At 40.5% G+C, this 26,750-nt stretch carries 22 protein-coding genes; 6 read left to right on the plus strand and 16 right to left on the minus strand.

Annotated features, from left to right (window positions below; genetic code table 11):
* Positions 1–179: 179 nt before the first annotated feature.
* From ABD930_RS21175 to ABD930_RS21185, 3 genes are all read left to right on the plus strand, one after another.
* On the plus strand, positions 180–1,037 hold the full coding sequence (locus tag ABD930_RS21175; protein WP_345235175.1) for an AraC family transcriptional regulator: 858 nt from the start codon (positions 180–182) through the stop codon (positions 1,035–1,037).
* Positions 1,038–1,132: 95 nt separating this feature from the next.
* Complete coding sequence (locus ABD930_RS21180; protein WP_345235177.1) at positions 1,133–2,071, plus strand: FecR family protein; 939 nt, start codon at positions 1,133–1,135, stop codon at positions 2,069–2,071.
* Between the two features lie 159 nt (positions 2,072–2,230).
* Complete coding sequence (locus ABD930_RS21185; protein ID WP_345235179.1) at positions 2,231–4,804, plus strand: TonB-dependent siderophore receptor; 2,574 nt, start codon at positions 2,231–2,233, stop codon at positions 4,802–4,804.
* Positions 4,805–4,906: 102 nt separating this feature from the next.
* Here ABD930_RS21185 and ABD930_RS21190 read toward each other — a convergent pair whose 3' ends face one another.
* The 3 genes from ABD930_RS21190 to ABD930_RS21200 form a co-directional block, all read right to left on the minus strand.
* A complete protein-coding gene (locus ABD930_RS21190; protein WP_345235181.1) occupies positions 4,907–7,606 on the minus strand; it encodes a TonB-dependent siderophore receptor in 2,700 nt (899 codons plus the stop codon).
* Between the two features lie 116 nt (positions 7,607–7,722).
* The gene (locus ABD930_RS21195; protein WP_345235183.1) at positions 7,723–8,679 is read right to left on the minus strand and encodes a FecR family protein; all 957 of its coding nucleotides are present in this window, start codon (positions 8,677–8,679) and stop codon (positions 7,723–7,725) included.
* A gap of 113 nt (positions 8,680–8,792) precedes the next feature.
* Positions 8,793–9,332 carry a sigma-70 family RNA polymerase sigma factor gene (locus tag ABD930_RS21200; protein WP_345235186.1) on the minus strand — a complete coding sequence of 180 codons (540 nt, stop codon included), beginning with the start codon at positions 9,330–9,332 and terminating at the stop codon, positions 8,793–8,795.
* Positions 9,333–9,547: 215 nt separating this feature from the next.
* On the opposite strand from ABD930_RS21200, the gene ABD930_RS21205 reads away from it, so the two are divergent.
* Complete coding sequence (locus ABD930_RS21205) at positions 9,548–10,363, plus strand: universal stress protein (RefSeq protein ID WP_345235188.1); 816 nt, start codon at positions 9,548–9,550, stop codon at positions 10,361–10,363.
* A 29-nt stretch (positions 10,364–10,392) separates the two neighbouring features.
* Here ABD930_RS21205 and ABD930_RS21210 read toward each other — a convergent pair whose 3' ends face one another.
* The 7 genes from ABD930_RS21210 to ABD930_RS21240 all read right to left on the minus strand — a co-directional run bounded on the left by ABD930_RS21210 (position 10,393) and on the right by ABD930_RS21240 (position 18,758).
* Entirely contained in the window at positions 10,393–11,193 is an 801-nt protein-coding gene (locus tag ABD930_RS21210) for a glycoside hydrolase family 16 protein (protein ID WP_345235190.1), read from the minus strand.
* 116 nt (positions 11,194–11,309) lie between these two features.
* The gene (locus tag ABD930_RS21215) at positions 11,310–12,389 is read right to left on the minus strand and encodes an efflux RND transporter periplasmic adaptor subunit (RefSeq protein WP_345235193.1); all 1,080 of its coding nucleotides are present in this window, start codon (positions 12,387–12,389) and stop codon (positions 11,310–11,312) included.
* Between the two features lie 89 nt (positions 12,390–12,478).
* Positions 12,479–15,634, minus strand: a complete 3,156-nt coding sequence (locus ABD930_RS21220; protein ID WP_345235195.1) for an efflux RND transporter permease subunit — start codon at positions 15,632–15,634, stop codon at positions 12,479–12,481.
* A gap of 6 nt (positions 15,635–15,640) precedes the next feature.
* Positions 15,641–17,029, minus strand: a complete 1,389-nt coding sequence (locus ABD930_RS21225; protein WP_345235197.1) for a TolC family protein — start codon at positions 17,027–17,029, stop codon at positions 15,641–15,643.
* Between the two features lie 99 nt (positions 17,030–17,128).
* On the minus strand, positions 17,129–17,494 hold the full coding sequence (locus ABD930_RS21230; RefSeq protein ID WP_345235199.1) for a hypothetical protein: 366 nt from the start codon (positions 17,492–17,494) through the stop codon (positions 17,129–17,131).
* 102 nt (positions 17,495–17,596) lie between these two features.
* Positions 17,597–17,986, minus strand: a complete 390-nt coding sequence (locus ABD930_RS21235) for a DUF3037 domain-containing protein (protein WP_345235201.1) — start codon at positions 17,984–17,986, stop codon at positions 17,597–17,599.
* Positions 17,964–18,758 carry a HipA family kinase gene (locus ABD930_RS21240; protein ID WP_345235203.1) on the minus strand — a complete coding sequence of 265 codons (795 nt, stop codon included), beginning with the start codon at positions 18,756–18,758 and terminating at the stop codon, positions 17,964–17,966. Before ABD930_RS21240 ends, ABD930_RS21235 begins: the two co-directional genes overlap by 23 nt.
* A gap of 225 nt (positions 18,759–18,983) precedes the next feature.
* On the opposite strand from ABD930_RS21240, the gene ABD930_RS21245 reads away from it, so the two are divergent.
* A complete protein-coding gene (locus ABD930_RS21245) occupies positions 18,984–19,295 on the plus strand; it encodes a GNAT family N-acetyltransferase (protein WP_345235205.1) in 312 nt (103 codons plus the stop codon).
* A 15-nt stretch (positions 19,296–19,310) separates the two neighbouring features.
* On the opposite strand, the gene ABD930_RS21250 is transcribed toward ABD930_RS21245, so the two are convergent.
* From ABD930_RS21250 to ABD930_RS21275, 6 genes are all read right to left on the minus strand, one after another.
* Complete coding sequence (locus ABD930_RS21250; protein ID WP_345235206.1) at positions 19,311–20,030, minus strand: HAD family hydrolase; 720 nt, start codon at positions 20,028–20,030, stop codon at positions 19,311–19,313.
* Positions 20,031–20,154: 124 nt separating this feature from the next.
* Positions 20,155–21,201 carry a lysylphosphatidylglycerol synthase transmembrane domain-containing protein gene (locus tag ABD930_RS21255; RefSeq protein WP_345235207.1) on the minus strand — a complete coding sequence of 349 codons (1,047 nt, stop codon included), beginning with the start codon at positions 21,199–21,201 and terminating at the stop codon, positions 20,155–20,157.
* Complete coding sequence (locus ABD930_RS21260) at positions 21,191–22,147, minus strand: CDP-alcohol phosphatidyltransferase family protein (protein WP_345235208.1); 957 nt, start codon at positions 22,145–22,147, stop codon at positions 21,191–21,193. The genes ABD930_RS21255 and ABD930_RS21260 overlap by 11 nt, the downstream gene beginning before the upstream one ends.
* A complete protein-coding gene (locus ABD930_RS21265; protein WP_345235209.1) occupies positions 22,122–23,018 on the minus strand; it encodes an ATP-grasp domain-containing protein in 897 nt (298 codons plus the stop codon). Before ABD930_RS21265 ends, ABD930_RS21260 begins: the two co-directional genes overlap by 26 nt.
* Before the next feature lie 10 nt (positions 23,019–23,028).
* Positions 23,029–23,745, minus strand: coding sequence for a nucleotidyltransferase family protein (locus ABD930_RS21270; RefSeq protein WP_345235210.1), 717 nt, complete (start codon positions 23,743–23,745; stop codon positions 23,029–23,031).
* Positions 23,746–23,861: 116 nt separating this feature from the next.
* Positions 23,862–25,187 (minus strand): inositol-3-phosphate synthase, encoded by a 1,326-nt coding sequence (locus ABD930_RS21275; protein WP_345235211.1) that lies wholly within the window; start codon positions 25,185–25,187, stop codon positions 23,862–23,864.
* A gap of 273 nt (positions 25,188–25,460) precedes the next feature.
* Between ABD930_RS21275 and ABD930_RS21280 the strand changes: the two genes are divergently transcribed.
* Complete coding sequence (locus ABD930_RS21280; RefSeq protein WP_345235212.1) at positions 25,461–26,678, plus strand: MFS transporter; 1,218 nt, start codon at positions 25,461–25,463, stop codon at positions 26,676–26,678.
* Positions 26,679–26,750: the final 72 nt, after the last annotated feature.

A 26,750-nucleotide genomic window follows, 5' to 3' on the forward strand; every position in this document is an offset into this window, starting at 1 on the left:
TCTTTTTTGTAATACAAAGGACGCTGGTAACACCAGGCGTCCTTTGTATTTTTAAGAACAGTAGGTATAATATGAGATTCATCTAACTTTTTTTCGGGTAGATATCTCTTCTTTTGCATGGTAAATGTTGTAAACGTATATAATTGTTTAAAAAATATTACCCTTATCCATCTATGCTAATGCAAAATTCATTGCTCACCGCCCATAAATTTATGGATATTCAATTTAGGATGTTGTTTTGTAATAAGCAAAGCATGAGTGAGATGCTGCTCCCAGACGACTGCTTTGCTTTTTTTCTTGTCATAAAAGGTACAGGTCAATTTGGCACTGATGAATCAGTAATCAAGCTACTCCCCGATCACTTATACATCGTAGCAACCGATCCGATACAACGGCTTTTCGGTTTTTCAGAAGATTTTCAGTCGTATGTCATTCTGTTTAGGAAAACGTTTCTGACCAATACCTTTATCAATGAACCCCTCGTAGAAAACCTGATTCATTATGATTTTGGAAAACCAGAAATATTTGAGTTGAACAAGGGTAATTATATGGAAATTTATCAATTATTCGACCGTTTATACCGGGAATACCATAACCATAAACTTTTCCATGAAAAAATGCTGACCTTGCAATTTGTAGAACTTCTCTTCGAAATAGCTAGGATCAACGAACCATTATCGGCCAATACCCCTATTTTTCCAACTCGCCAACAACAACTGGTCAATAAATTTAAACTATTGGTAAATGAGTTCTTTTTAGTAAAAAGAACCGTTAAGCAATATGCAGACAACTTGTTTGTGACAGCCAAATATTTGGGAGAGGTAGTCAAGGAATGTACCGGCCTTACAGCCCTACACATTATCCATGCCCGTATTTTTCAGGAAGCTCAGCATTGGCTATTACATACCAATCTAAGCATCAAAGAAATCGCCGAGAAACTCAAGTTTGATACTAGTGCTCATTTCAGTCGCTTTTTCAAGCATTTTTCCGGCTATAATCCAAGTGAATTTCAGCGAAACGCATTGATCATGGAATAATTTTTTTTGAAACAGACTAGGGTTAGGTATCATTGGTAGCTATATGTTATCAGAATGGATTGCTAAGGAGCCATAAGCTTCCTTGGCTAAATGGAATGATGATAGAAATTACCCAAGAGCTATTAGTGCGATATCACCAAAACCAGTGTACCCAAGAGGAACGACTGGCCGTAGAAGCTTGGTTAGATGAACCCGAAACGAACGTTTACCTACCCAGTCCTGAGCGCTTAGCGCAACTGGAAGGGCAAATCTGGGAAAAGATCATGCCGGAGATACCTCCTAGCAAATCGGTTTCCCCAAACATCTGGAAGTCGAACCTATGGGTCTTTATAGGTATAGCGGCTTTACTGCTATTAATTTGTGGAATAGGCCTGCGCTTATATAAGCCACAAACAATCCGTTTACAAACCTTATCGATCGCCTACGGAAAAAAGGCACAAATTCAACTTTCTGACGGGACCAGGGTGTATCTCAATTCCGGATCGACTTTACATTATCCTAAATATTTCGAAGGAAGCAAAAGAAAAGTGATCATAGAAGGAGAAGCCTATTTCGATGTAAGTGAAGATGCACAAAATCCCTTCTATGTAGAAACAGAAAAGGCCCAGATAAAAGTACTAGGCACCCGCTTTACTATTAAGGCCTATCCAGAAGAAGAAGCCGTATCAGTAGCTGTGGAACAAGGAAAAATTCAGTTTTCAGCAATAGGAGCTAAAGATAATCTAGTGCTGACAGCTAATCAACAAGCCATATTGCAGCAACATCAGTTACAAAAGTATCCTTTATCCAAAGCTATGCTTGCTTGGAAAGACCATGTTCTTCACTTTGATAATACACCATTAACAGAGGTCATTCCTGTTTTGGAACGTTGGTATAATATTAAAATTAACTTGAAAGATGAAGATTTGGGAAAGCAACGCTGGAGCGGTACCTTTCCAAACCCTTCTTTACCAAAGCTCTTGCATTGGTTGCATCTTACCATGAATATCTCTTATACATTACATGATCATACATTGACTTTATTTGAAGAATGAAACGCTTACGTAAGAATCCCCCATGAGGGAATGACATCAGCAATTTATAATTTATAAAAGAATCCCGGCGCTTAGTTTGGCGACGCAGCACCGGGGAATTAACTGATCCACTATTTTAACCCAACATATGGGTTTAATCAATTAACTGTCATCAAAAATATGAAAACTTTGCTATTTAGCAGTTTAAAGTTCCGCTATATTCATTGTCTATTGTTATTTCCATTTTTATGGTTATCCAAACCCGTTTCAGCACAACAGCATCTGTTAGAGAAAAAAATCACCCTGCACCGCAATGCTATTCGGTTGAGTGAAGCCTTATCGGCCATTGGAGAACAGGCAGGTTGTACCTTTATATTCAGCGGTTCACGTATGGATATGGAACACCAAGTCAATCTCCAGTATGACGATGTCGAACTACGCCAAGTGCTAACGGCGCTTTTTGGCGACAAAGCCATGAGTTTCGAAGTTTCTAACAACCAGATTGCCATCCAGCCAGCGAAAGGTAAGGGAGGAATAAAAGGAGTAGTTCGGACGAGTGATGGTCAGGCCGCTGCTTTTGTAACGATTGCCATTAAGGGATTAAAAAGTGTTAGAACAGATGATGCAGGCGAATTCAGCTTCGATAAGATTCCCGTTGGCGTATACGAAATAAGTGCCAGTTACATCGGTTTACAAACGCAACAACAGCTTGTGCAGGTAAAAGCTAGTCAGGACGTCTCCCTCTCTTTTACCCTTGCTGAGGATGCACAAACACTACAGGAAGTAGTTGTGGAGGGAAAGCGGAATAACATTTTTGCAAAAAAAGAGAGTGATTACGTAGCGCGTATGCCCTTGAAGAACCTGGAGAATCCACAAGTTTACAGTGTTGTCGGACAAGAATTGATGACCGAACAACTGGTTACCAACATCAATCAAGCGCTGAACAATATACCGGGAGCAGTGGCTTCCAATGATCCCGCGGGTGGAGTTGGAATTAGTGCCAGAGGTTTCGGTGTTGGAGTGAATGCCCGGAACGGCCTAGCTTCGCCTGTTGGGCGCTCTACCATTGACCCAGTCAATGTAGAGCGCATTGAAGTGCTGAAGGGGCCTTCTGCCACCTTATTTGGAAATACGATTTCTTCCTATGGGGGCGTTGTGAATTTGGTGACCAAGAAACCTTACGACAGCGTAGGCGGTTCGTTAAGTTATTCGATGGGTAGTTGGGGACTGAACCGAATAACAGCCGACGTCAATACACCGGTTAATAAGGACAAAACAGCTCTATTTCGGGTAAATACTTCTTTCAACCGTGAGAATAGTTTTATGTCTACAGGTCATAGCAATACTTTTGCGCTGGCACCAAGCTTCTCCTATCAGATTAACGACCGCCTTTCATTTTTGGTGGATTTTGAGTTTTACCGTGAAGATCGGACACGCACTCCTTATCCCAATATTTCAGCATTGGGTTTACATAATGTAAAGGATATTCCACTCGATTACAAGACCAATCTATACGGAGATGACTTTAGTGGCGTAGCAAGTACCTATCGGTCATTTATTTCTGCGAAATATCAGTTATCGGATAAGTGGGTATCCACTACAAATCTATCGGTGAGTAATACTAAAGCGGAGGCCAGTTACCAAGCTTATCCCAATTGGATCAATCAGGATAGCATCATTCGGGGGATGAGTCTTTTTGGGCCCATTTCGGACACGTATATCAATTTCCAACAAAATTTTAACGGACAATTTAATCTCGGCAGCATTGGAAACCGGATAGTACTAGGTTTGGATTATTTACATTGGGAAGAGGACTTTACCTATGCCGGAGCCGATGTGGATACGATTGATATCCGTAAGGGATACCCTACCTTGGGTAAACAGCAGGCAAATTACGCCCTGGGCTTAAGCAATAACGCTATGGGTTGGACCAGTGGAAGTGATACCTATAGTGTCTATGCTTCGGATGTGGTGAACTTCACCAAGAATTTCCTAGCGATGTTGAGCCTTCGTGTAGACCGTTATCAGCAAAAAGGTGGATATGGACAAACAGCTTTGGCACCCAAATTAGGTCTTGTATACCAGGTAATTGGCGATCAGGTATCGCTTTTCGGAAATTATATGAGCAGTTTTACTAATAATGGGCCTGGTGCACAACCCTATGGCACACAGATTGTCTTTGATCCGGAACATGCCAAACAATGGGAAGGTGGCGTAAAGATAAATGTGTTCCAAGGGAATCTAAATGCCACGTTAAGTTATTATAACATCAACATTGATGATGCCATTCGTTATGATGAAAATAATTTTGCACACCAAGATGGCAAGCAGAAAAGCAAAGGCTTCGATGCCGAATTAATCAGCAGTCCTTTGCCGGGACTTAAACTAATGGCTGGTTATACCTATAACAATAATAAATATATCCAGGAAGATGCCGAGGATGAAGGTTTACAAATTACAGGAAATCCACCTAACCTTGTTAATTTTTGGGTAAGTTATAAATTTCAGTCAAATGCCATATTACAACATTTTGGCTTAGGGGCAGGTGGTAACTATGTTGATAAATCGTTTTATGATTCCAATAATACCATCATTATTCCATCCTATTTTCTACTGAATACAACCGTATTTTATGAAGAACCGAAATGGCGATTGGGGATAAAGCTGAATAACCTGACCAATCAAAAATACTGGTCGGGCGCGGTGCCTCAACCATTACGCAGTGTTGTCGCTAATATTTCTTATAAATTTTAACGAATACTAATAGGTCAAATTATTCTAGGTAAGTCTGACCATAAAGAGTGTCTCCTATGTTTGCTTGGAACAAACATAGGAGACTCCCTCGTTATCCTGTTATTAGAATTTAACTGCAAGGTTAAGGCTTGCTCTTCTTGGCATTCCGGGATTAGTCGTTCCCCAACCAATCCAGTACCTTTTGTCCGTCAAATTATCCAGTTTACATGTGATGCTGTAGCGTCTCTTATCGTAAGATAGAGAAGCGTTTAAGACAGTGAAACTTGGTAAACGATAGTCATGCTCTTGGTATACCCCGATTTCATTTTCGCCCGCATAATTTCCTCCAAAACCAAAGCCGATATTTTTTAAGGTTCCGCTAGGAATACGATAATTCATCCACCAGTTAGCCATATGAGCAGGCCCAGCACTTGTTGGTCGATAACCATCCAGTGTTTGAGATACCTTTTGGTATTTACTGTCGTTATATGCATAGCCTACAATGATGTTAAACCCAATAAAAGGGTTGGCTGTAAACTGTGCCTCTATCCCCTTACTGTATTGTTCACCATCCTGAACAGTAAACGCTGGTCGATCTGGATAATCACTGCGGAGAATATCAGACACCTTGATTGCATAATAGCTGACAGTGCCTTTTATTTTATGCTGTAATAGGTCAACTTTCAATCCTCCCTCCCATTGGTTCGCTTGAGACGGTTTATAACTATAGATTTTTCCGTCTGGCTGTGATCGAGGGGAATTATTCTGGAAGCCATTCATGTAATTTCCAAAAAGAGATAACTGGTCTTTAACAATTTGATACACGAGGCCAAATTTCGGTGAAAAAGCACCTTGATGGTATTTCCCTTCGGTTATACCAGTGGTATTGTTCGTCGTTCCTTTATTATCAAAATAATCCCAACGTATACTAGCCAAAGCGATCAGCTTATCGGTGATATTGAGGGCATCTTGTACATAAGCGCTATAGGTATTCTGTGTACTACTACCAATGGAGAATGGCAAGTTTTTCACCCTATCGATCAATGCAGGCATGGTTAAGGCACTATACGCTTTCCCTGGATCTGCAACATTAATGGTATCAAATACCGTAAAGGCCGAATTAGAGCGATAATTGGTGCTATATAACTCTGCACCAATCAATAGGCGATTACGCATGGTTCCCAAGAGAAAATCGCCCATAATATTTTCTTGCACATCAATGTCACGGCTTTTATAATAATTAGAGTAGGTCATACTACGCGATAGAGAGTCATTTCCTTGCGTTAAATTAAAGTAACCACTTGCTCCGCTGCTGGCTCCTACTAGGGTACTGATGGTTGTTATTGACTGCCATTGATCAGAAAATTGGTGGTTTAAATCAGCGTAAAAATTAACTTGTGTGAGGTTAGTGGCAAGGTCATCGCCAATGAAACGCCGATTGAAGTCTATATTCAGTTCTTTAGGACTGTGTACACCTGTCGCGATAGAGCCATCCGTGAACAAACGATAAAAGTCGTTTGCTTTTTCTTTAGTATATTCCAACTCAAGGTTTAAGGAAGTCTTTTCATCGATCTTATAGGTTAACGACGGTGCAAAAAAAGCGTAGGTTTGAAAACCAGCGTCCTGAAAGGTGTTGGCGTGATGCAGCGCTCCATTAAAACGGAAAAGTAATGTTTTTTCTTGATTTAGCGGTGTGTTGATATCGGCAGTTAACCGATTTAGTCCGTAACCACCGACAGTGTAAGCCATTTCGCCGCGGAAAGTTTCAAATGGTTTTTTGGTTACCCGGTTAAAAAGTCCGCCATAAGAAATCAAACTTGCTCCATATAAAGTGCCTGAGGGCCCTTTTATGGTCTCTACACTTTCGATATTGATCGGATCAATAGAGACACTTCCTCCTGTACCCGGAATACCATTTCGTAAATACGATTCAGCCGAAAATCCTCTAGTTGTTACGGTACCACCAGCAGAATTATTTTCCAATTGCAAAATAACACCGGGCATATTTTTTAACACATCAGCGTACGTCACGATAACCTGATCTTGTATAACTTCTTTAGGAATAGCAACGTATACCTGAGGGTTTTCCAAGTCTCCTAAAGGCATCTTAGCCACATTGTTTGATTCTTTTGCTGTATACCGGTTTGCCTTTTCTCCATTGACCACTACTTCTTGTAAGGTTTCCGCGTCCTCCTTAAGTACAAACGCCAGATTTGTTACCTGATCAGCATTCACGGTCAGGGATTGTTGTTGGGTCTGTAAGCCTACATAGCTTGCTGTAGCGGTATAGGTACCTACGGCTATATTTTTTAATGTAAACGTTCCATCTGCATTTGCCTGGGTGCTGCGTTGTCCTTTAATACTCACCGTTACGTAGCCTGCCGACTGTCCGTCGCTGGTTTTCACCACACCTTTTACCGTACCAAATGCGGTAGTAGACTGGATCGTAATCTGCGTTCCTTCTACCAACAAACGCTTAAGCTGCTCTCCCAACAATTGTTGGAGCACGTGGCGCAACGGTTGACCATTAGCCTGTACGTCTACCCGTTTAGAAACATTGAGTTGTGTGCTGCTATACGAAAAATCAACCTCAGCTTGGTTTTCAATGGCTGTAAGCGCTTCTGCCAACGTAACATGATGGAGTTGCAATGTAATGGGTTTATCCAGTAAATGCTGCTGCCCATAAACAGCTAAATTTAACGTCATCAATAAACACGTAAAGAAGAGCAGTAATACGACATAGTTTGGACAAATAACGTGTAAAACGAAACGATTGCTGAAATATTTAGCAATATTTTTAGGGGAACTAAATGCCCTTTGCATATTTTTGTACATTGTTAAATTGATAATTTTATTGATTGACATGCCCGGTACAACGTTTGGCGATGGGGTATCGGGCTTTTTTAAGCATTAAATTATTGTTGTTGATTAAGAGGTGTTCATGGTTTTCTATAAATGATAAGCTGATTCTTTTCTATGCGATAATGAAAATGAGTTGCGAATCCGATACTTTTGAGCACATGCGCTAAGCGTGGGTGATCAAATTGGCCTTTATACCGTTCTTTTAAGAGTTGTGTATCCGTGACCTCTATGCGCACATTATACCACCGCTCCAATAGTGGAAAAACTTCGGCTAAGGGTTGATCATCGATAATTAATTTATCGTCTTTCCATCCCATATAATTTGCAAGTGCCACCGATGCTTGTTGAAATACTTTTCCATTCGTTAGGATACCGCGCTTACCGGCTCCCAGTAAAAGAGAAGATTTCCCTTCACTAGCGGAGAAACGAACTAATCCGGTAGCTACCACAATAGACGTTTGGTTTTCATCCGGGTAAGCCTTTAAGTTAAACGTGGTGCCTAAAACATGAGTGATGGTACGCAATGTGCGGACAGAAAACGGCCGCTTCGCATCTGAGGCTATCTCAAAAAAAGCTTCTCCCGAAAGAAAGACTTCCCGCGAACGGTTACCAAAATTCTCTGGATATCTTAGATGGCTTGAAGCGTTTAACAAGACCTTTGTTCCATCTTGAAGCGTGATCTGTGCCCGCTGACCCGCTTTTGTTGTGTATGTACGATAAACTATAGCTCCCCGCTGCTGGCTATGATTGATCCTAAAAAATAACAAGATAGATGTTAACAATAAAAAACTTGCGGCAATGGGCCATACATAACGTTTGAGGTAGACAACCGCTTGCCTACGCGGCATTTCTTTGTCCTGCATTTTTTGTTGAAAACGCTCCCATTGTCGATTTTCCAGTGATTGTATATCGACGTCTTTAGGTAAGGAATACCCAATAGGCTCTTCCTCCAACCATTTTTCCACTGCGGCCTGCTCTTCTGCTATACATTGGTTTAAATAATATTTATCTAATAGCTCTTGGTTTATTTCCATTACTTCTAGCCTTTACCACTTTTTTGATAACCATTTATTTAATACGGTATAAGCCGAAGATTTTCCTAAAAGATTAATGATTTTTTTTAAACGAGCATGAGCCGGAGCGCGTATTAGTGAGCTATTTTCTGACGTAAAAATGCCAATACCTTATAGAGGTGATATTCTACTGTTTTTTCCGAAACAGCAAGCATATACGCAATCGATTTATTATCCAGGCCCTGCTCGCGACTTAATCGGTACACTTGTTGGCTTTGGCTAGGCAGTTCATCTAAAAGTAGATTAATTTGTTGTTGAAGTTCACGGAAATGAAGCCATGTTTCTGTCGCGACATCACTTTGCACTAGTTCCCCGCCCATACGTTCTTCATGTTCACGGTGAAGTCTTGTGCTACGAGAAAAAGATTGTGCCTCCAATTTTGCCGCTCGATAGAGGTATTTTTCGATGGCAGTTCCCTTTTGAAGGATAGCTCTTTTTTTCCAAGCCATTTCAAAAACGTTTTGACTTAAATCTGCAGCTAATTCCTGATCTCGCACATAATGATAGCAAATGCCAAAGACAGATTTCCACGTCGAGCGGTATAATCGTTCAAAATCCGCCGTTCCCAAAGTGTCCGTTTCATCAATAAGCGATATGTCGTCAGACTTAGACATGAATAGCTGCAAAATTAATCTTATTTAGAATAACTCCAAATAATATTACCAATAATTAGAACGCCTTTCCAGGCATCATGGCTTTAGGTAGACTTAGCTAGATGAGTCAAATTTCACGTTAGGGCATAGAAATGTTAAAAGCATGTAATTTTCAGTGCAGATTCCACAAATCCCTGTTTTAACATGTAAATTTAGCATTCTAAACACACCCTTATATGAGAACATTTATCGTCGCTACCGATTTTTCCCAAATTGCAGAAAATGCGGTAGCATATGCCGCTGCAGGTACCAGTATTGTACAAGGTAAACTCATTCTTTTCAATGCTTTCAAATTACCCCTTCACGCTTCCAATACCATCTTATCGGTAGAAAACGTACAACACATGGTGAATAAAAACAAACAAGCGTTGGAACAACGAGCGGAAGAACTTCGAAAAGCATACAACATCGAGGTAATGGTTGAATCTACTTTGTTAAACACCGAAGAAGAAATTGAGCGGTTAATGACGCAATACCAAGCCGAAATGGTCATCATGGGCATGGCTAAGCGTTCTATCGAACAAGACTTGCTCGGGAATACAACAACCAATATCATCCAAAAACTTAAATTTCCCGTTTTAGCCATACCTGAAGGCGTAACTTTTAAAGGGGTAAAGAAAATTTTATATGCCTGTGATGTTGTTCGCGGCATTCATAAAACCATTCTAGATCAGATTAAAGAGATCGCTAAAAACTGGAACGCCGAAGTGGAAGTTTTCAGTGTACAACAAGAATTAGCAAAATTATTGGAAGAGCCGCTACATCCGGTAAACCAATTAAAAGAAGATATGGAAGGCATCCAGTACTTTTATAAAAACGTAGAATCCAATGCCATTATCAAAGAAATCAGAAAAGAAGTCTTAGCGTATAAACCGGATCTTGTGATTATGGTACCTAACCGCTATGGTTTCTGGGCATCAGTGGTACACCGTAGTAAAACGCGCATGATGGCTGCTGGTTTAGATGTTCCACTTTTATCTATTCCTTTATAGGAAACAACCCTTTTCATTTTTTAGTTTCTTCATTTTGGAAGATAATAGCGCACGTAGTCGATTTTCATGGTAGCCGGAAACACGTGGTCGTCTACTCCTTTTTGTCCACCCCAATTGCCGCCAACGGCAATATTGAGTAACAAATGGAAACGTTGATCAAACGGCCACTCTTCCTTTCCTTTGACTGTATTTGAAAAACGATAATACTGTTGATCGTCTACATAAAAGTCGATATACTGTTCATTCCATTCAATAGCAAATACATGAAAATCGGTATAGGGATTTTTAATCCCTATACCTTTTGTTTTTTGTGTGCCAATGGTATGGTTAAACCGTTCGGTATGTACACTACCAAAGACGGAATCGGGCATAAAACCCACATGTTCCATAATATCAATTTCGCCACTTTGGGGCCATTCACCATAAGTCCAATCACTAGGAAGCATCCAAATGGCCGGCCATAAACCCAAACCCTTAGGCAGCATTGCCCTTACCGCTATTCGGCCGTAGCGAAAGTCGACTTTGTTTTTGGTGACTAAACGTGCTGATGTATATTGTTTGCCCTCTTTCTCTTGTTTACGAGCGATGATATGTAAATAGCCGTCCTTAACCTGTACATTCTGCGGGTCTGCTGCTGTATAATATTGCCTTTCATTGTTTCCCCAACCATCGCCTCCGATAGCGTAACTCCAATAGTTACTATCGGGTAATCCATCGCTATTAAATTCATCACTCCATTGCAATTGCCAATTATTGGTGTGCTGTGTTTGAGCAGTAGCCAGCACAAGGCAACAGCCAACTAAACACCATGTAAAAAAAGCCTGTTTCATTTTCTTCGGTTTATATAATCGAGCTAAAGACCTAACGAAAATACAAAAAAGCTTATTTTTTTTAAAGTCCTTTAGACACCGTTTAAAATTTACCTAATTAAATTTTAAACAATCGCTTATTTAATTGTCGTACCTTCCTTGATTTCATCATTGGCATGTAAGAGAATACTGTCTTGCGCTTTTAAATTACCAAATACCTCTGTAGAATCATTCGCCGCGATACCTTCTTTTATATCAACGAAGGTAGCATGGCCATCGATCACTTTAATGACATATTGACGCTCTGTAGACCGTACTATACTATGATTGGGTACTAATAACGATTTTGCTCCAGATTGTAACGGAATCCGTACCTCACAATACATCCCCGGTTTTAGGCGCTGATCCTTATTCTGTACATCAATCTCTATGGCTTCTGACTGCATGGCGCCCAGCATATTAGCCGATCGACTAATATTTCCACGGTATTCCTCTCCGGGGCGGTTATTGAAAATATATTTCACCGGTTTGGACAAGTCAACTTTATCGACGTAACTTTCTGGAATATGTACTTCCAATCGAAGTTTAGCGATATCCTGTAGCACCAGCATAGGTTGCTCATTGCTTTTACCAGGGCCAACAAGTGCACCGGCAGAAACATTCCGTTGCACAATCATTCCATCAAAAGGCGCTCGAATATTCAAATACGATTGAACGGTTTTCATCGCTTCAACATTGGATTTTTCAGACATGGCTACTGCCTCATCGGCTTTCATTTTCGACAAGGCATTATCCAAATCTAAAGGTGATACGGCGCCTTCCTCTTGGGCAGCATCCTTTAAACGTCTATATTTTTCTTTACTGGCCGTAGCCGTTTCCTGCGCCTGAATATAGCGTGAATTGGCCGATTGCAACTGTGAAAGCATTTCTGGCGCCTCTAATTCTACCAGTAATTGTCCCTTCTTGACAACAGTTCCCCGGTCTACGTATATCTGCTTCACAAAACTATTGATCTTGGCAAAGATATTCACTTCATTGAAAGGTTTTAGCTGTCCCGGTAAACGCACGGAACTGGCCAAAACTTTTTCCTGGATTTGTCCGGTTTCGTAACGAGATACTTTACGTTCATTTTTATGTGTTAAATCTTTCGGCTTTTCTGTGCCACCGCACGCAGCAAGCAGGCCGATAATTAGTAGATAATACAAAAAGCTTTTCATCTCTAAATAATTAGTCTGTTCATGATTTATTTTTACGGTTTATCCGTGAAGTCTACACGTTAAGCATAAGATTTCATACTGATGCGTTGTTATAGGGTTTCTTGTTGAAGTTCTGGTGATTCTTTTACCCGCGTCTGTGGCAGTAATGAAGGCGAAGAAAATCCAGCACGTTCTTTTAACCAGGTAAAAACCAACGGCAAGATAAACAGCGCAGCAAACGTAGAAGCGAATAAACCGCCAATTACGGCTCGTCCTAAAGGTGCCGCTTGCTCACCAGCGTCTCCTGTTCCTAAGGCCATCGGTATCATTCCAGCGATCATCGCCAAGCTGGTCATCAATATAGGCCGAAGCCGTGTTCCGGCGCTTTGTAAGACAGCCGACTCGGCATCGCGCACGACTAAGCGTAAATTTTCGGCATTGGATACAATCAAAATAGCATTGGCTACTGATACACCGGTAGACATGATCATCCCCATATAAGACTGCAGGTTAAGTGTTGAGCCGGTGAGTAACAAGAGTACCAAGGAGCCAAGAATGACCGACGGAATGGTAATCAGCGCAGTGAGTGATAGTTTAAGCGATTGGTAATTAGCTGCTAGTAATAAAAAGATGACTAACACCGCAAATAGCAAGCCTGTCTGCAAACTATTCAGAGTTTCTACCAGCAAAGACGACATCCCTTTTAATTCAACAAGCACTCCGCGTGGGGGCTTTTCTAATTTACTCAACGCCTGCTGCACCGCATCCGTGGCGCTTCCTAAATCCTTCTGATGAATGTTGGCCATTACGGTTAGATATCGCCGTGGACCTTGTCTATCATATTCACCAGGGACATATGCTGTACTAAACGTTGCGATGTCGCCTAAGGTCGGTGTACGTTGTCCTGCTACTAATGGGATTTCCCTCAGTTCGTCCATCGTATTCATCACGTATTCCGGCACTTGCACCTGTACCTGATACGTATAGGTATTGTGTTCATCCAACCATTGGATTTTTTGTGTAAAGCGGCTTGAAGAAGTACTAGCGGTCACTGATCGGGCAATGTCATTCATTTCCAATCCTAGCTGGGAAGCCTTCAAACGATCTACTGAAATCGCAATGGTCGGTAATTTTAAGGGTTGTGCAATTTGTACATCCCGTAGGTAGGGAATTGATTGCAATCTGTCGACAACTTTATCCGCATATTCCTTCATTTCATCCATGTCTTTACCTGCTATACGTACCTCGATAGGAGTAGCAGCTCCCTGACTCATAATTTTCTCGGTCATATCAATGGGCTCAAAATTCAAACGTAAACCGGGCAGCTTATAGTTAATGTTTTTCCGCAAGGCATCTTTCAGTTCATCGGTATTCATTTTATATCCATGCTGAAGGTTTACTTGAATAACCGCTTCATGGGTTCCAGTATTAAACACATATAAATTGCTCACACCATAGCTACTAGGTACCATCCCTACAAAAGTAGAAGAAATAGCCACTTGATGATTTACTGTGCTGTCAATAACCTGAAGCACCTGTTTTACCTTTTCCTCCGTACGTTCCAAACGCGTTCCATCGGGTTCTTTAATACGCAACTGGAACTGACCATTATTTACCTTCGGCATCATATCTTTACCGATCAGCATAAAGGCTCCCGCTACCAAGGCAATTGTAACAACCAGATAAACGCCAATAACCGTTTTCTTAAATCGCATGAGTCGATGCAATTGATGTATATACTGTGTTTTCACCCGATCAAAGAAAGAAGGTTTTCCGTGATCTGGTTGAAGATGATCGTTTAACAGCCAATTAGCGAGTATCGGTACCACGGTCTGCGCCATAAAATAAGAGGCAATCATGGTCAGTCCGATAGCCAATGAGAGGGGTAGGAACATTGCCCTAGGAATACCTTCCATAAGAAACGAAGGGGCAAATACAGCAAGGATACAAAATAAAATAAGCAATAAAGGAATAGCAATTTCCTGGCAGGCATCAAATACCGCCTGTCGTTTCGACTTACCCTTCTCTTGGTGTTGGTGGATACTTTCGATGGTGACGGTGGCTTGATCCACCAAAATCCCAATAGCCAGCGCTAGACCGCTTAGGGTCATGATATTAATCGTCTGACCAAAAAGTGTCAGCAATAGAACACCAATTAACACAGAAACAGGAATAGTTACCATAACAATGAGGCTGCTTCGCCAATCACGCAAGAATAGCAGCACCATTAAGCCAGTAAGCAAGGCCCCAAGGCCCCCTTCATGCATTAAACTTTCTACGGCATTCATTACCGCTACCGATTGGTCAAACGCATATGAAACGTGTACATCTTCGGGCAATAAGCTTTGGATCTCGGGCAGCTTCTTTTTAAGATTTTTGACCACATCCCAAGTAGAGGCATCGGCTGTTTTAACTGCTGGTATATAAACAGATCTCCGCCCATTAATCAACGCATAGCTTACCGTAACGTCAGAACCATCCGCAATACGGGCAACATCTTTCACATAGATCGGGATACCATTTTTAGTCACCACCGGTATATTGCCAAAATCATCTACATTTTTTATAAGCGAATTAATGGTGGTTACGAACATCGTATTATCCAAACGTAAATTTCCCGACGGCGACATCACATTAAATTTCGCCAAAGCGGCGACAACCTCATCTGGTGTTAAATTATAACTGCGTAGTTTGTTTGGATCGACGTTAATGGTAATGGTTCTAGAGTTAGCACCAAAGGGAGGTGGTGCAGATAATCCGGCAACAGAAGAAAACATGGGTCGAACCAGCGTACTGGCCATGTCATAAATCTCTTTCAGGCTTCTACTTTCGGATGAAAGCACTAGCTGACCAACAGGAAGCGAAGAAGCATCAAATCGCACAACCTGAGGAGGTAAAGCACCTGGAGGAAAAAACTTCATGGCTCGGTTAACCTGCAACGCTACCTGGGCAGAGGCCTCCGCCATATCGGTATTTTCATAAAAACTCAGCTTCAGCAAGGTGAGCCCCTGAATATTTTTTGCCGAAATATTTTTTATACCGCTAACATACAGGAACTGATCTTGCATACGTGAAGAAAAGAACCCTTCCATTTGTTGAGGAGACATCCCACCATACGACTCGATCACATAAATTGTCGGCGAATTGAGTTTTGGAAAAATATCAATGGGTATTTTAAGTGCAGCAAGAACAGCAAAGATTAAAAGACTAACCGTAAAAATAATCGTGGTGATCGGTCTTTTTAGTGCTGATGAAACTAAAGACATAGCAAATCAATTAAAAAGTTTAAGAAAAGGAGCAATATTATTCTGCGCGATCACTTGATGGAAAAGAGCTAGATAATAATTGTATTTAGCGGTAATATAATCGCGTTCAGCACGATCTAATATATTTTGTGCAACATTCAACTCGACAATATCGGTCAGTCCGTTTTTGTAAAGCGAGAACTTTTGTCTATAAGCTGCGTTAGCTGCTTTGATCTGATTAGGTATTTCATTCAATCGCTGTTGCGAAGCATCTACCTCTGCAGATGCCTGCAAGATATTGGTTTCTATATTGACTTGTTCTTCGTGCAATTTGCGCGACGACTGCTCTACCAATAATCGTTGTGTATTTAACGCTAGCTGTTTCCGTTTTCGATCAAATAAATTATAGCTTATGCCTAAGCCGGCTAGGTAATTGCCTCGTTGAAAACCTAGTCCCTGATCGAGTGAAAGAAACCGGCTATCGCTGGTAATGCTAGCTGCACGACCCCAAACGGCACCAGATAAAAACAGCTTCGGTCGATAACTTTTGGTGAGCAAGGTTTCTTTCGCTTGCTGGCTAGCCAACAACGCATGGTAATAATTAATCAGCGGATGTTGCATAATACCATGGACTTCAACTGGAGAATTCTTAATCTGTTCGAATAGAATCTTTTCCGATACCGTATCAGGTACAATCTTTTCGGCGGATAAACCACTAATAGCCGCTAGCCGTATTTTTAATTGATTCTGTTGATTAGTGAGATCGATTTGACTCAATCGCGCCCGTGACAACTCGGCTTCTGCCATACTGGTATCAACACCCGGGCGGATACCGCTCCTCGCCAGCGCCATGATGGATCGATGAATTTCTTTATTTCGATTGATGCTTCTTGCCTGTATAGCGATTAGGTCATTATATTTTAGCAATTGAAGATAGCTGTAAATGGTAAAGGATTGAAGGTCGTATCTCGCTTCTTCAAAACGACTTTGCGCGGCCTTTAATTCGGCTTTTGCCAGCTCATCCTGTGCTTTATACTGACCAAAGTTATAGAATTCCCATTGGAAAGCGGCAATACCTAAATTGCTGGATACCGCTTCGTAGTTAGCCGACGAGCGAATGCCGCCATTGTTCGTAGGAACCAAACCAAAACCGAAATAGGGTCCTGGAACATTATTATTCGAGCCGACATTCGCCTGATACGATAAATTCAAATCTGGCAACCGACTATTGTAAATTTCCCGCGCCTGAGCCTCCTTAATTAATAGATTGGTAGAATCAGTAACCAAAGAAGGCGCATTCTGGCGCACTAACGTTAGTAGTTCGTTTAGGGTAATGGGTTGTTGATGTGCTTGGCCAAGGCAGAGGAAAATATTTCCCAATAGCCCATAGCCAAGCCATAAAAATTGCTTTAGCATAATGTACGTTGTGTCTTAGTAAAAAACGGATCGCAAACCTATGGCCTGACGGAGCCACATTTGTAATAAGTTAAAAACAAAAAAGAAAAGCGTGGTACATCATAAAGAAAGGCGACCGTGAAGGAGATACAGTCTCGGGTATAAACTACTTTTGTGCAAGATTTTCCGCAACAATACGGCACTGAATGTGCACATGACGGCGTAACCTTCGTAAAGAAATGAAGCTAAATAGCATATCGGTTGTAGGACTGTTGGGTTGTTCTGCGGACTGATAAAATGGCAATCCGCATCCATTCCATAAATATAATCCTGTTTACGTTTACTAAAAGCTTTGATAACAGTAATAAATTCATCAACAGCCAATTGTTTGGCGCGATGATAGAGGTTAAATCCAATTAATGGTTTAACAAGCAAAATCGTTGCTGTAACCACCAATAGTAGATTAAAAACCAGTTTCTTTAACATAAATTACTTGTCATCAGATTTTGTTCTGGAATTGGAGAATCCCAAGTATCCAAATATACTGAATCTTAGCTAACTTCTATGTAACATTCATACGACGCGTCTCTATTTAAGCAATACCAATTGATTCAATAAAATGTTTAAGGTAACAGCCGGATCCTGGCATAAGCCAACATGCACTTTAGACGTCTGCAATATCGTGCTTCGTGTAGCCGTCAACCACCTAAACCGATCTGGCATTGGTAAGGCAGCAATTGTTCCCCCTGCCTTTCCGCCACTACAAATAAGGTCAAATGCAGCCAAATAATCTTGCACTTCCCCCACATCCAAGACATTGCTAAAGGCTAACCATCGTTGCTTATCCACATAAAACCGAAGATCTAAAAAACGTGCTTTGGCACAATATAAGATAACGCCTATATTGAGAAATTCCTCTCGCTCAACCTGAGGGACGAGACGGATTACGGCATATTCATATACGTGTAGCTCTTGCATCCTCAATCCCTTTAAGAAAAATGGCTGAATGTTTAATACGGGTATTCAAGAAATAAGCATACGCTTCCCGATATGCACTTGCTGTACTGAAGGTTGTTTCGCCCGTCAACCAATCATCAGGTATCAAGGAAACGATTTGCCGAATCACTTCCTCCGTAAGGATAGCGCTAAATTGACGGTCTACTTCCGCTAATTCAGTAGCTTGGGGCAACAACACGTGATCTTTAATCTGCACAAAGGGTCTTAATGCCTGTTCTTGCCAATTATGCCAAGAATGATGAAAATAGAGGGATGCACCTTGGTCAATAAGCCACAACTCATTATGCCACATCAACATATTCGTATTTTTCGCTGTGCGGTCGACATTCATAAGCAAAGCATCCAACCAAACAATCTGAGAAGCTAATCGCTCGTCTAACGAATTTACAACAGGATCATAGGTAATTGCTCCGGAAAGGTAATGCACGCCTAAATTAAGTCCAACACTAAATTTTAACAAGTCTTGGATTTCTTCATCAGGCTCGAGGCGGCCAAAATCTGCGACTAAATGAGCAAAAACAAGTTCTGGCATTTTTAATCCTAAAATCCTAGCCAATTCTCCACCCAATAGTTCAGCAATGAGGGCACGAGTTCCCTGCCCTGCCCCCCGAAACTTGAGCACGTATAAAAAATCATCATCTGCCTCTACGATGGCCGGCATGGAGCCGCCTTCCCGCAAAGGGTTAACATAACGGGTTACGTTAACCGTTCTCAACTGAAGCTTTTGTTCCATAAGCAATCTCCTTTTTCAACGCTAGCCTGAATACGGGGTCAAAGGTAGGAAAATTTAAGAGGTCTGTCATCAGACAATCAATTAATCTCTGCAAACAGAAAATAGCTAATTTTTGTTAGTAAATTGCGAAGTAAGGGCATAAGCTTTATGATTAAGTAAATATCGGCAAACGGCAGAAAGCATATTGACATCTTAAAAAGCATCAAAAGATTAATATTTAGACACATGAAAGAAGAATTTAGCGCACTGGAGCTGATCAAAAATGAGGTAGAGGGCCGTTTTGAAATGATCGTAGAAAATCAAACTGCTTTTGTTAATTATAAAGAACGTAACCAAAAGATTTTTCTTGTACATACGCAGGTACCAACGGCATTGGAAGGTCAGGGTGTGGCCTCCGCGCTCATTGAAAAAATACTACAATATATGGAAGAAAACGACTATAAATTGGTTGCGCTTTGTCCAGCAGTAGTCGCATTTATTAGACGGCATCCTGAGTGGAAACGAATTCTTGATCTAGAACAACTTGATCTTATCTAGCTTCGCTACACGAATTTATGTAGAAATGCCATAACGTTCATTCCATTCGATAATGCACGATGGTACTTGGGCAAAATCAGTAATTTGCCTATCCGCAATAGCGTTATTTACGTTTTCCAAATCTTCGGCAAAGCCATCCACGTTTAGCCAAATGGTTTGACAACCGGCTTCTTTTCCCGGTAAGATATCTTTTTTAAAAGAATCGCCTACTACGACACATTCTTCCGCCTGAAGACCAATTGCCTTTACGCCTAGTTTATAAATTTCGGGATTCGGTTTACGCACACCAACGACAGCAGATTCTACAATTGCATTAAAATACGAATTAATCTGAAAATCAGTTAATACCGCTGCAATATTACCATAGAAATTAGAAACTAACACCAGCGGGTATTGTGTCGCTAGCGCAGCCAGCGTTTTTCTTGCTTCGCCGATGCTTGCTGCTACCAGTGTCATACAATGGGTGACTATTTTTTCGAGCTTATCCGCTGCTACAATCGTTAAAAAATCAAACTGTTGCTGTAATTTAATACGCAGGACTTCATCAAAGGTGTAATGAGGTTTAATTAACGGATGGATGGCCAGCGCTTTTTCGCCAAAAGCATAAGCCTGCATAAACTGCTCTTTACGAACATTCATCCCAACTTCCATGTATGCATTCCAAATAACATTTGCCCAATGTTTTCCATTGGTATCGATCGTTCCACCGTAATCTATTAAAACGCCCTTAATCATATTATGAAGTAAAAACCCCACTAGCTAGCGGGTTCATTGATGCCTTTAAAATAAACAATATATCCATAATTAAAAAATAAAAAGCTTCTGAGTCATACGTTTTAGATATGTAACATCTTGATACTCATGTTTTGACACTTACATCCGAATTGTTTTTCTGCAAATCTTCAATATACTCTTCCGTACTAGATTTATTTACCTTCATTAAGGCTAAACCGATAATAATCCAAACCAGTTCCCTAATTCGCATAATGATTCCGATAAAAATTCCTGACGAGGCAGGCATACCGACACTTTTCAAGGCCAAGGCTAAACCTCCCTCTCTTGTACCCAACTGCATGGGAAAAAAGAAAATCAAATTGGCAAATAACGAAGATCCTGAACTGATAATTAACGATTGAATAATCGACATTTGTAATCCAATAGCGCGAGCAGTACAGTAAATTTCCAAACAGCCCACTACCCTAGCTATAAATTCAAAACCTAGTGATTTCCAAAACCGATCCCTACGTTGTGCATAAAGCTCCGTGATCTGGCTATCGATCTCCTTTAAACTTTCTTGCTTCTCCGCGACAAAGGCACCCACCTTCTTTTTCAACCCAGGAATTTTGGCCAACAACCTAAACGTACTTAAAGTAAACCCTTTTTGATAAACCCTGCTAAACCAATAAACCAAGACGACTCCCGTAACGAACATCACCAGGCACCCCGTAATCATAATCGTATTTGCCGGCACATATAAGAGGATCAAAATAATGGAAGCCAACCAAAAGAGGACGTGAGAAAACATATGCATCAAACTGTACAACAGTACAGATGAGCTCGCCTTCTGTATGCCTAAACGGGGCTTCAATTCCATAATCCGGTAGGGTTCTCCACCTAAGGCCACGAATGGTGTAATATAATTGATGGCATACCCACTGATCGTGAGCTTTAAAACGGTCAGGAAGTGCAGATTACTTGAAGGAATATCAGGCTCTTGAATAATGGCTTTAAAAGCGACCGCATTAAAAATGTAAATCACTAACCAACTTCCAATCACCGGCAAAAACCACCATCCTGTTTTCTTAATATTCTCCCATATTACATCTAAGCCCAAGGCATATACCATGTAGCATAAGGTAGCTACTCCGATAATAAAAAATAAAACCTTATATACCTTACTGGCCATCTGGATTTTTATAATCGTTGATATGTGTATAAAAATATGCGCTTACTTTTTCCTGGCGATTACACATATAAATCAAAATAGGATTAAGAATAAACAGGTCAAAGAAGAAATAAATCCAGGCATAATCGATAATTAACCATAGAAATAAGAAAATAACACGTGTATTGAACTGAACAATATTGGTATACTTCATCAAAGGTTTATTCATCTTCCGGAAGTCATGTATCAGTTTTGGTGGTAAACCTCCCTTAAAGTCACTTCGGATTACCGCCAGCAATTTTTGCAGCTTAGGGGAAAACCTTTCCTGCATCTTGGTATAACCTAAATAACCTTTAGATACAAATTTAGTCCACGCATGTTCTCTCCAAGTTAATTTATCGTATTCTTCCTGTAAATCTTTGCTGTTGTCCAATTCACTACCGTTAGTACCCTTAATAAAAAAAAGATGGACATTTCGATAATAATCGGCCATTGCCGATTGAAAAGTATGCGATACACCGGCCAAAACACCTAAAACCCAGATAATAGGAGACCAACCTTCATTCATTGCGCGCAGGCAGATGGCAATATGAATTGATGCAAACCAAAAATCGCCAGCAAAACCATCTAAGATACGTCCAAACCTACTTTTGTTATTCGTTAGGCGAGCCAGTTGCCCGTCGGCACTATCCAATGAGTTGGCAAACATGAGCAATAACATACCTACCACGTTAATGGAAAGCGAGGGATAATAAAAAAGTATACCAGCAGCCACACCGAAGAAAATACTAATGATTGTGACGGCATTAGGTGTTAGCCCTACTTTTTGACAAAAAATAGCAATACGCAAACCGATAGGACGGTAAAAATAAATATCTATCTTTTCTTCAGTATCGTTTGATTTTAATGAATTTTCAAAAATTTCCTTACTCTCTTGCTTTTTATTTTTCACTTGCAATGATTCCATCTAAAGTTTTCTGAAAAGTATGGGTTAATAATCGAGCGATGGCAGTGGCAGCAACCTCTCTACAAGGCGCAAAACTAGGCCAATCGTTTAAATCAATGATATGGATATTACCCTGCGGATCGATAATCGCATCGCCTCCAAAAATACATACATTTAACACTTCCGCGGCGGCAACGGCGAAAGCCTTTAGTTGCTGCTCATCAAAAGTATTATAAACTAATTTGCCATTAATATTTTCATAATGTGCATATTTATGATGGTTATGCTCATAGGGGTAAAACCAAAAGAAAAAGTCTGTTCCCCGAACGCCATAAAATTTAACTAGATCCCCCACGAGGTGTTTGGAAATAACAGCATCAGGAATACCTCTTAACGCATATTCCCGCAAAATATCCAACCCTTCTTCCCTAGAGGAAACAAACGTCACATCTTCTTTATGAATGGCATGAAAATCTCCTCTTTTAATCCAAACACCTGGTTGAGGAAATTCATTAAATAAACGTTCGTCCTTGCATTCGGTAGACACGATGATGCTTTTAGGGTAAGGTATCTGATTCGCTATAAGCAATTTGGTCATATTGGTACGAAAACAATTCTCCACACCAAAACCGGAATTGACCACTAGCGCACCCTTCTTTTCCAAAAGTTGCAATTTTTTCACTACTTGTTTCTCTCGTGCCATCGAAACAATATAAAGTTCTGCAGGAAACGACTCTATTTGCATGAACGCTTCTTCGCTATATATATGAACCGAATACCCTTCTTTTTTCAGGGCTTCCATGGTTAATAAAAATATAGCTTCATCGTTACCAATATGGTTTGGAGAGAAGGTAGTTCCACGTCGAATACCTATGATATTAATATGCTTCACTGTATAATGATTAAGATACCTTCATTTCATTCAACCAGTCTTCTGCTGATTGAAGGTCGGTTAAATGATCGATATCCATGATTTTGTCAAATATAAAGGCCTTCACGGCTAAATGTTCTTCTAACAGCATACGCTGATAGTTACGCATTCGCTCGATACGAAGACCAATGGCCTTTTCTACACATCGTAAAGCTTTTTTGCGTAACGCGTAGATACCTCCGGAAACCAACACTTGTTGCGTGTTGGTACGTTGGTCAGCAAATGCGGTAATAAAATCTTCTGGATCTGTTTCTATGTACAACGGACTTTCGTCTTCTACATAAGGTGTGACAGCCATTAAAGCGTCCAAAGTGCTGTTCGTCCGAAACGCTTCTAAATACCTCACAAATTCATCTTCCTTAAAAATGGTATCGACGGTTGTGACGCACAATGCTTCCAATGGCCCAGCATCTTTAATCAGTTCGTAAAAACTATGTAAGGAGCTTGGTGTCGTTTGCTTTACCAAACGGATAGGGTAATCAGGGAAATGTATCGCGAGATATTCGGACAAAGTTTCTGATGCTTCATTGATAATGATATGGATCTTGTCTGCTCCGCAGGTATTAAAAATGGTAATCAATCGTTCAATTAATGGTGTACCTTGAAGTTGGGCCAATGGTTTTGGATATGGATACCCACTTTTAGCTAAACGTGACCCCTCCCCTGCAGCAATGATAGCAAAATCCATTTTTCTATTTTATATACGTAACACTCAACAAGTCTGCCAAAGTTATTTAAAAAAAACGAAGGTAAGGATGAAGATAAAAAGAAAGCTTTTACCTTAACCCTTACCTTCGTTTTGTATTATAAGTTGTCTACCAATTCTTGATAGTAGTCTAAGCCCAGGTGTGTGATTAAGTCTTCACCCATGATATGGCGTAAGGTATTTTGCAATTTAATCAGTTGCTTGAATATGTCATGCTCTGGTTTAAGTCCGGGAGCCGTTTGTGGTGATTTTAAATAGAAGGATAACCACTCTTGGATGCCTGACATACCAGCACGGTGGGCTAAGTCTAAAAATAAAGCTAAGTCAAGTACAATAGGTGCAGCTAATATAGAGTCGCGACACAAGAAATTGATTTTGATTTGCATGGGGTAACCTAACCAACCAAAAATATCGATGTTGTCCCAGCTTTCCTTATTATCGCCATGTGGCGGATAATAGTTGATCCTTACTTTATGATACAGTTCTTGATAAAGCTCTGGATTGATATCTGCATTCAAAATTTCCTCTAGAACACTTAATTTAGAAACCTCTTTTGTTTTGAAATTTTCTGGATCATCTAATACCAATCCATCACGGTTACCTAAAATATTTGAAGAGAACCAACCTTTAACACCTAAGGCACGTGCTGCTAATCCAGGAGCAACGATCGTTTTCATAAGCGTTTGTCCGGTTTTAAAATCTTTTCCAGCAATAGGCACCTCTAGTTGTTGTGCCAGCTCCACTAAGGCCGGTATATCCACCGTTAAGTTAGGGGCGCCATTAGCAAAAGGTACGCGTGATTTAATAGCAGCATAGGCATAAATCATACTGGGTGATATCCGGCGATCGTCTGCATCCAATGCATTTTCAAAGGCATCGATCGACTCGAATATTTCGCAATGCTCGATGTATTTTTCGGTCGAACCGCACCATACCATCACTAAACGATCACAATTATTGGTTTCTTTAAACTGTGCAATATCCTCTAAAACGGCATTTGCCAATTCGCGGCGATGGGTTTGTTCTTTAATATGTGTACCATCTAAGTTTTTGATAAAGTTTTTATCAAAAACCGCTTTCATAGGTTTTATTGTTTCCAGTTCCTCTTTCACTGCGTGTAAAAGCATCGGTTCCAACACTTTGGCATTGCTAGCGGCTTCGAAAACATTGTCTTCATACACATCCCATCCACCGAAAACAATATCTTTTAAATTGGTTAATGGTACAAAATCTTTAATGAGTGGGTACCGGTTCTCGGTACGTTTACCTAAACGAATATTTCCCATTTGAGTGAGTGATCCGACTGGCTTGGAGATGCCTTTATTAATGGCAGCTACTCCTGCAATAAAAGTGGTGGCTACAGCGCCTAATCCGGGAATCAAGATTCCCAATTTACCATCTGCTGGTTGAATAGAATATCCCATTGCTTTTGTATAAGAATTTAAATATCGCGTAAAAGATTGAAATTTGTTTTACAACCTGTTGTTGAGCTTGATATACTTAACAATAAATTAACGGGACAAATTACTGATTAAATCGACATTTAAGCAAATTTTAATTTTTATTAAAAGAGTCAAAAAGTCAGTTACAGGATTTTTTTACATAAAAGAAACAAAGGATTATATTTTATACTAATTTTCTTGCCTATCACAGAACTTTGGCTATTTTTATCAAAAAACAAACAATTACAGCCCTTTATGACGCTTAAGTTACGTGCACAATTATCCCTGATGATGTTTTTAGAATATTTCATTAAAGGCGCATGGTTTGTTACGCTAGGGACGTATTTAACCACCAATTTAAAGGCAACTGGTTTTGAAATGGCTAATATTTTTTCTACCCATTCTTTAGGAGCAGTAATTGCGCCCTTAATTATGGGTTTACTAGCAGATAAATTTTTCAATGCTGAACGATTATTGGCTATACTTCATTTTGTAGGTGCCCTTTTACTATTGATGATGTATCGTTCTGCGAATGCTTCCGATCTCTATCCTTTTGTGCTGGTATACTTCATTTTATACATGTCGTCGTTAGCGATTAGCAATGCCATTGCTTTCCGACATCTCCCCGACGCTAAAAGGCAATTTCCTTCTATACGCGTCTGGGGCACCATAGGCTGGATTGTTTCGGGTCTGATGATCAGCTATCTCTTTGGTTGGGACAAAAGCAACGCCGTTGTAAAGGGTTTTCTGAAATATACTTTTCTTTTAGCATGTGGTTCTTCATTGATTTTAGCCATATTGAGCTTTACGTTGCCTAAAAGTCCACCGATTAAAACTACACATCAGAAAGGTATAGCAGAAATGTTAGGTTTGGATGCCCTTTTATTACTAAAACAAAAAGATTTTCTGGTGTTCTTTATATCCGCAATTTTAATCTGTATTCCATTAGCCTTTTACTATCAACAGGCTAATCCCTATCTCACGGCTATAGGATTACCAAATCCTACTGCAAAAATGGCTCTCGGCCAATTGTCAGAAGGCTTGTGCCTATTGCTTATTCCCTTTTTTCTTTTACGTTTAGGCTTTAAGAAAACCGTCATATTAGGTATCAGTGCATGGGTAATCCGGTATCTCCTATTTGCTTACGGCAATGCAGGTGACTTAGCTTTTATGCTTATCATCGGAATTACTCTTCATGGCGTTTGCTATGATTTTCTCTTCGTTGCCGGACAAATGTATACGGATGTCATTGCCGGCGATCGTTATAAAGCATCCGCACAGGGTCTGGTTACGGTAGCCATGTATGGCGTTGGGATGCTCATCGGTTTCTGGGTGGCAGGCTACATTGCCGAGCACTACCAAACAGTAGACACCGCATCTTATTGGAAAAACATGTGGCTTGCGCCTGCTTATATCTCGGCAATAGTCTTGGTCATTTTTCTTTTTCTCTTTAAAGACCGAAAAGCTAGTTGAGGTTCAAGCTTACCGTTAAGTGGTTTCCTACTCACTGAGAAAACAGAGGGTATCCCACGTTGCCTAGGCAAA

The organism is Olivibacter ginsenosidimutans, from assembly GCF_039542865.1.
In the GTDB taxonomy this organism is placed as follows: domain Bacteria; phylum Bacteroidota; class Bacteroidia; order Sphingobacteriales; family Sphingobacteriaceae; genus Olivibacter; species Olivibacter ginsenosidimutans.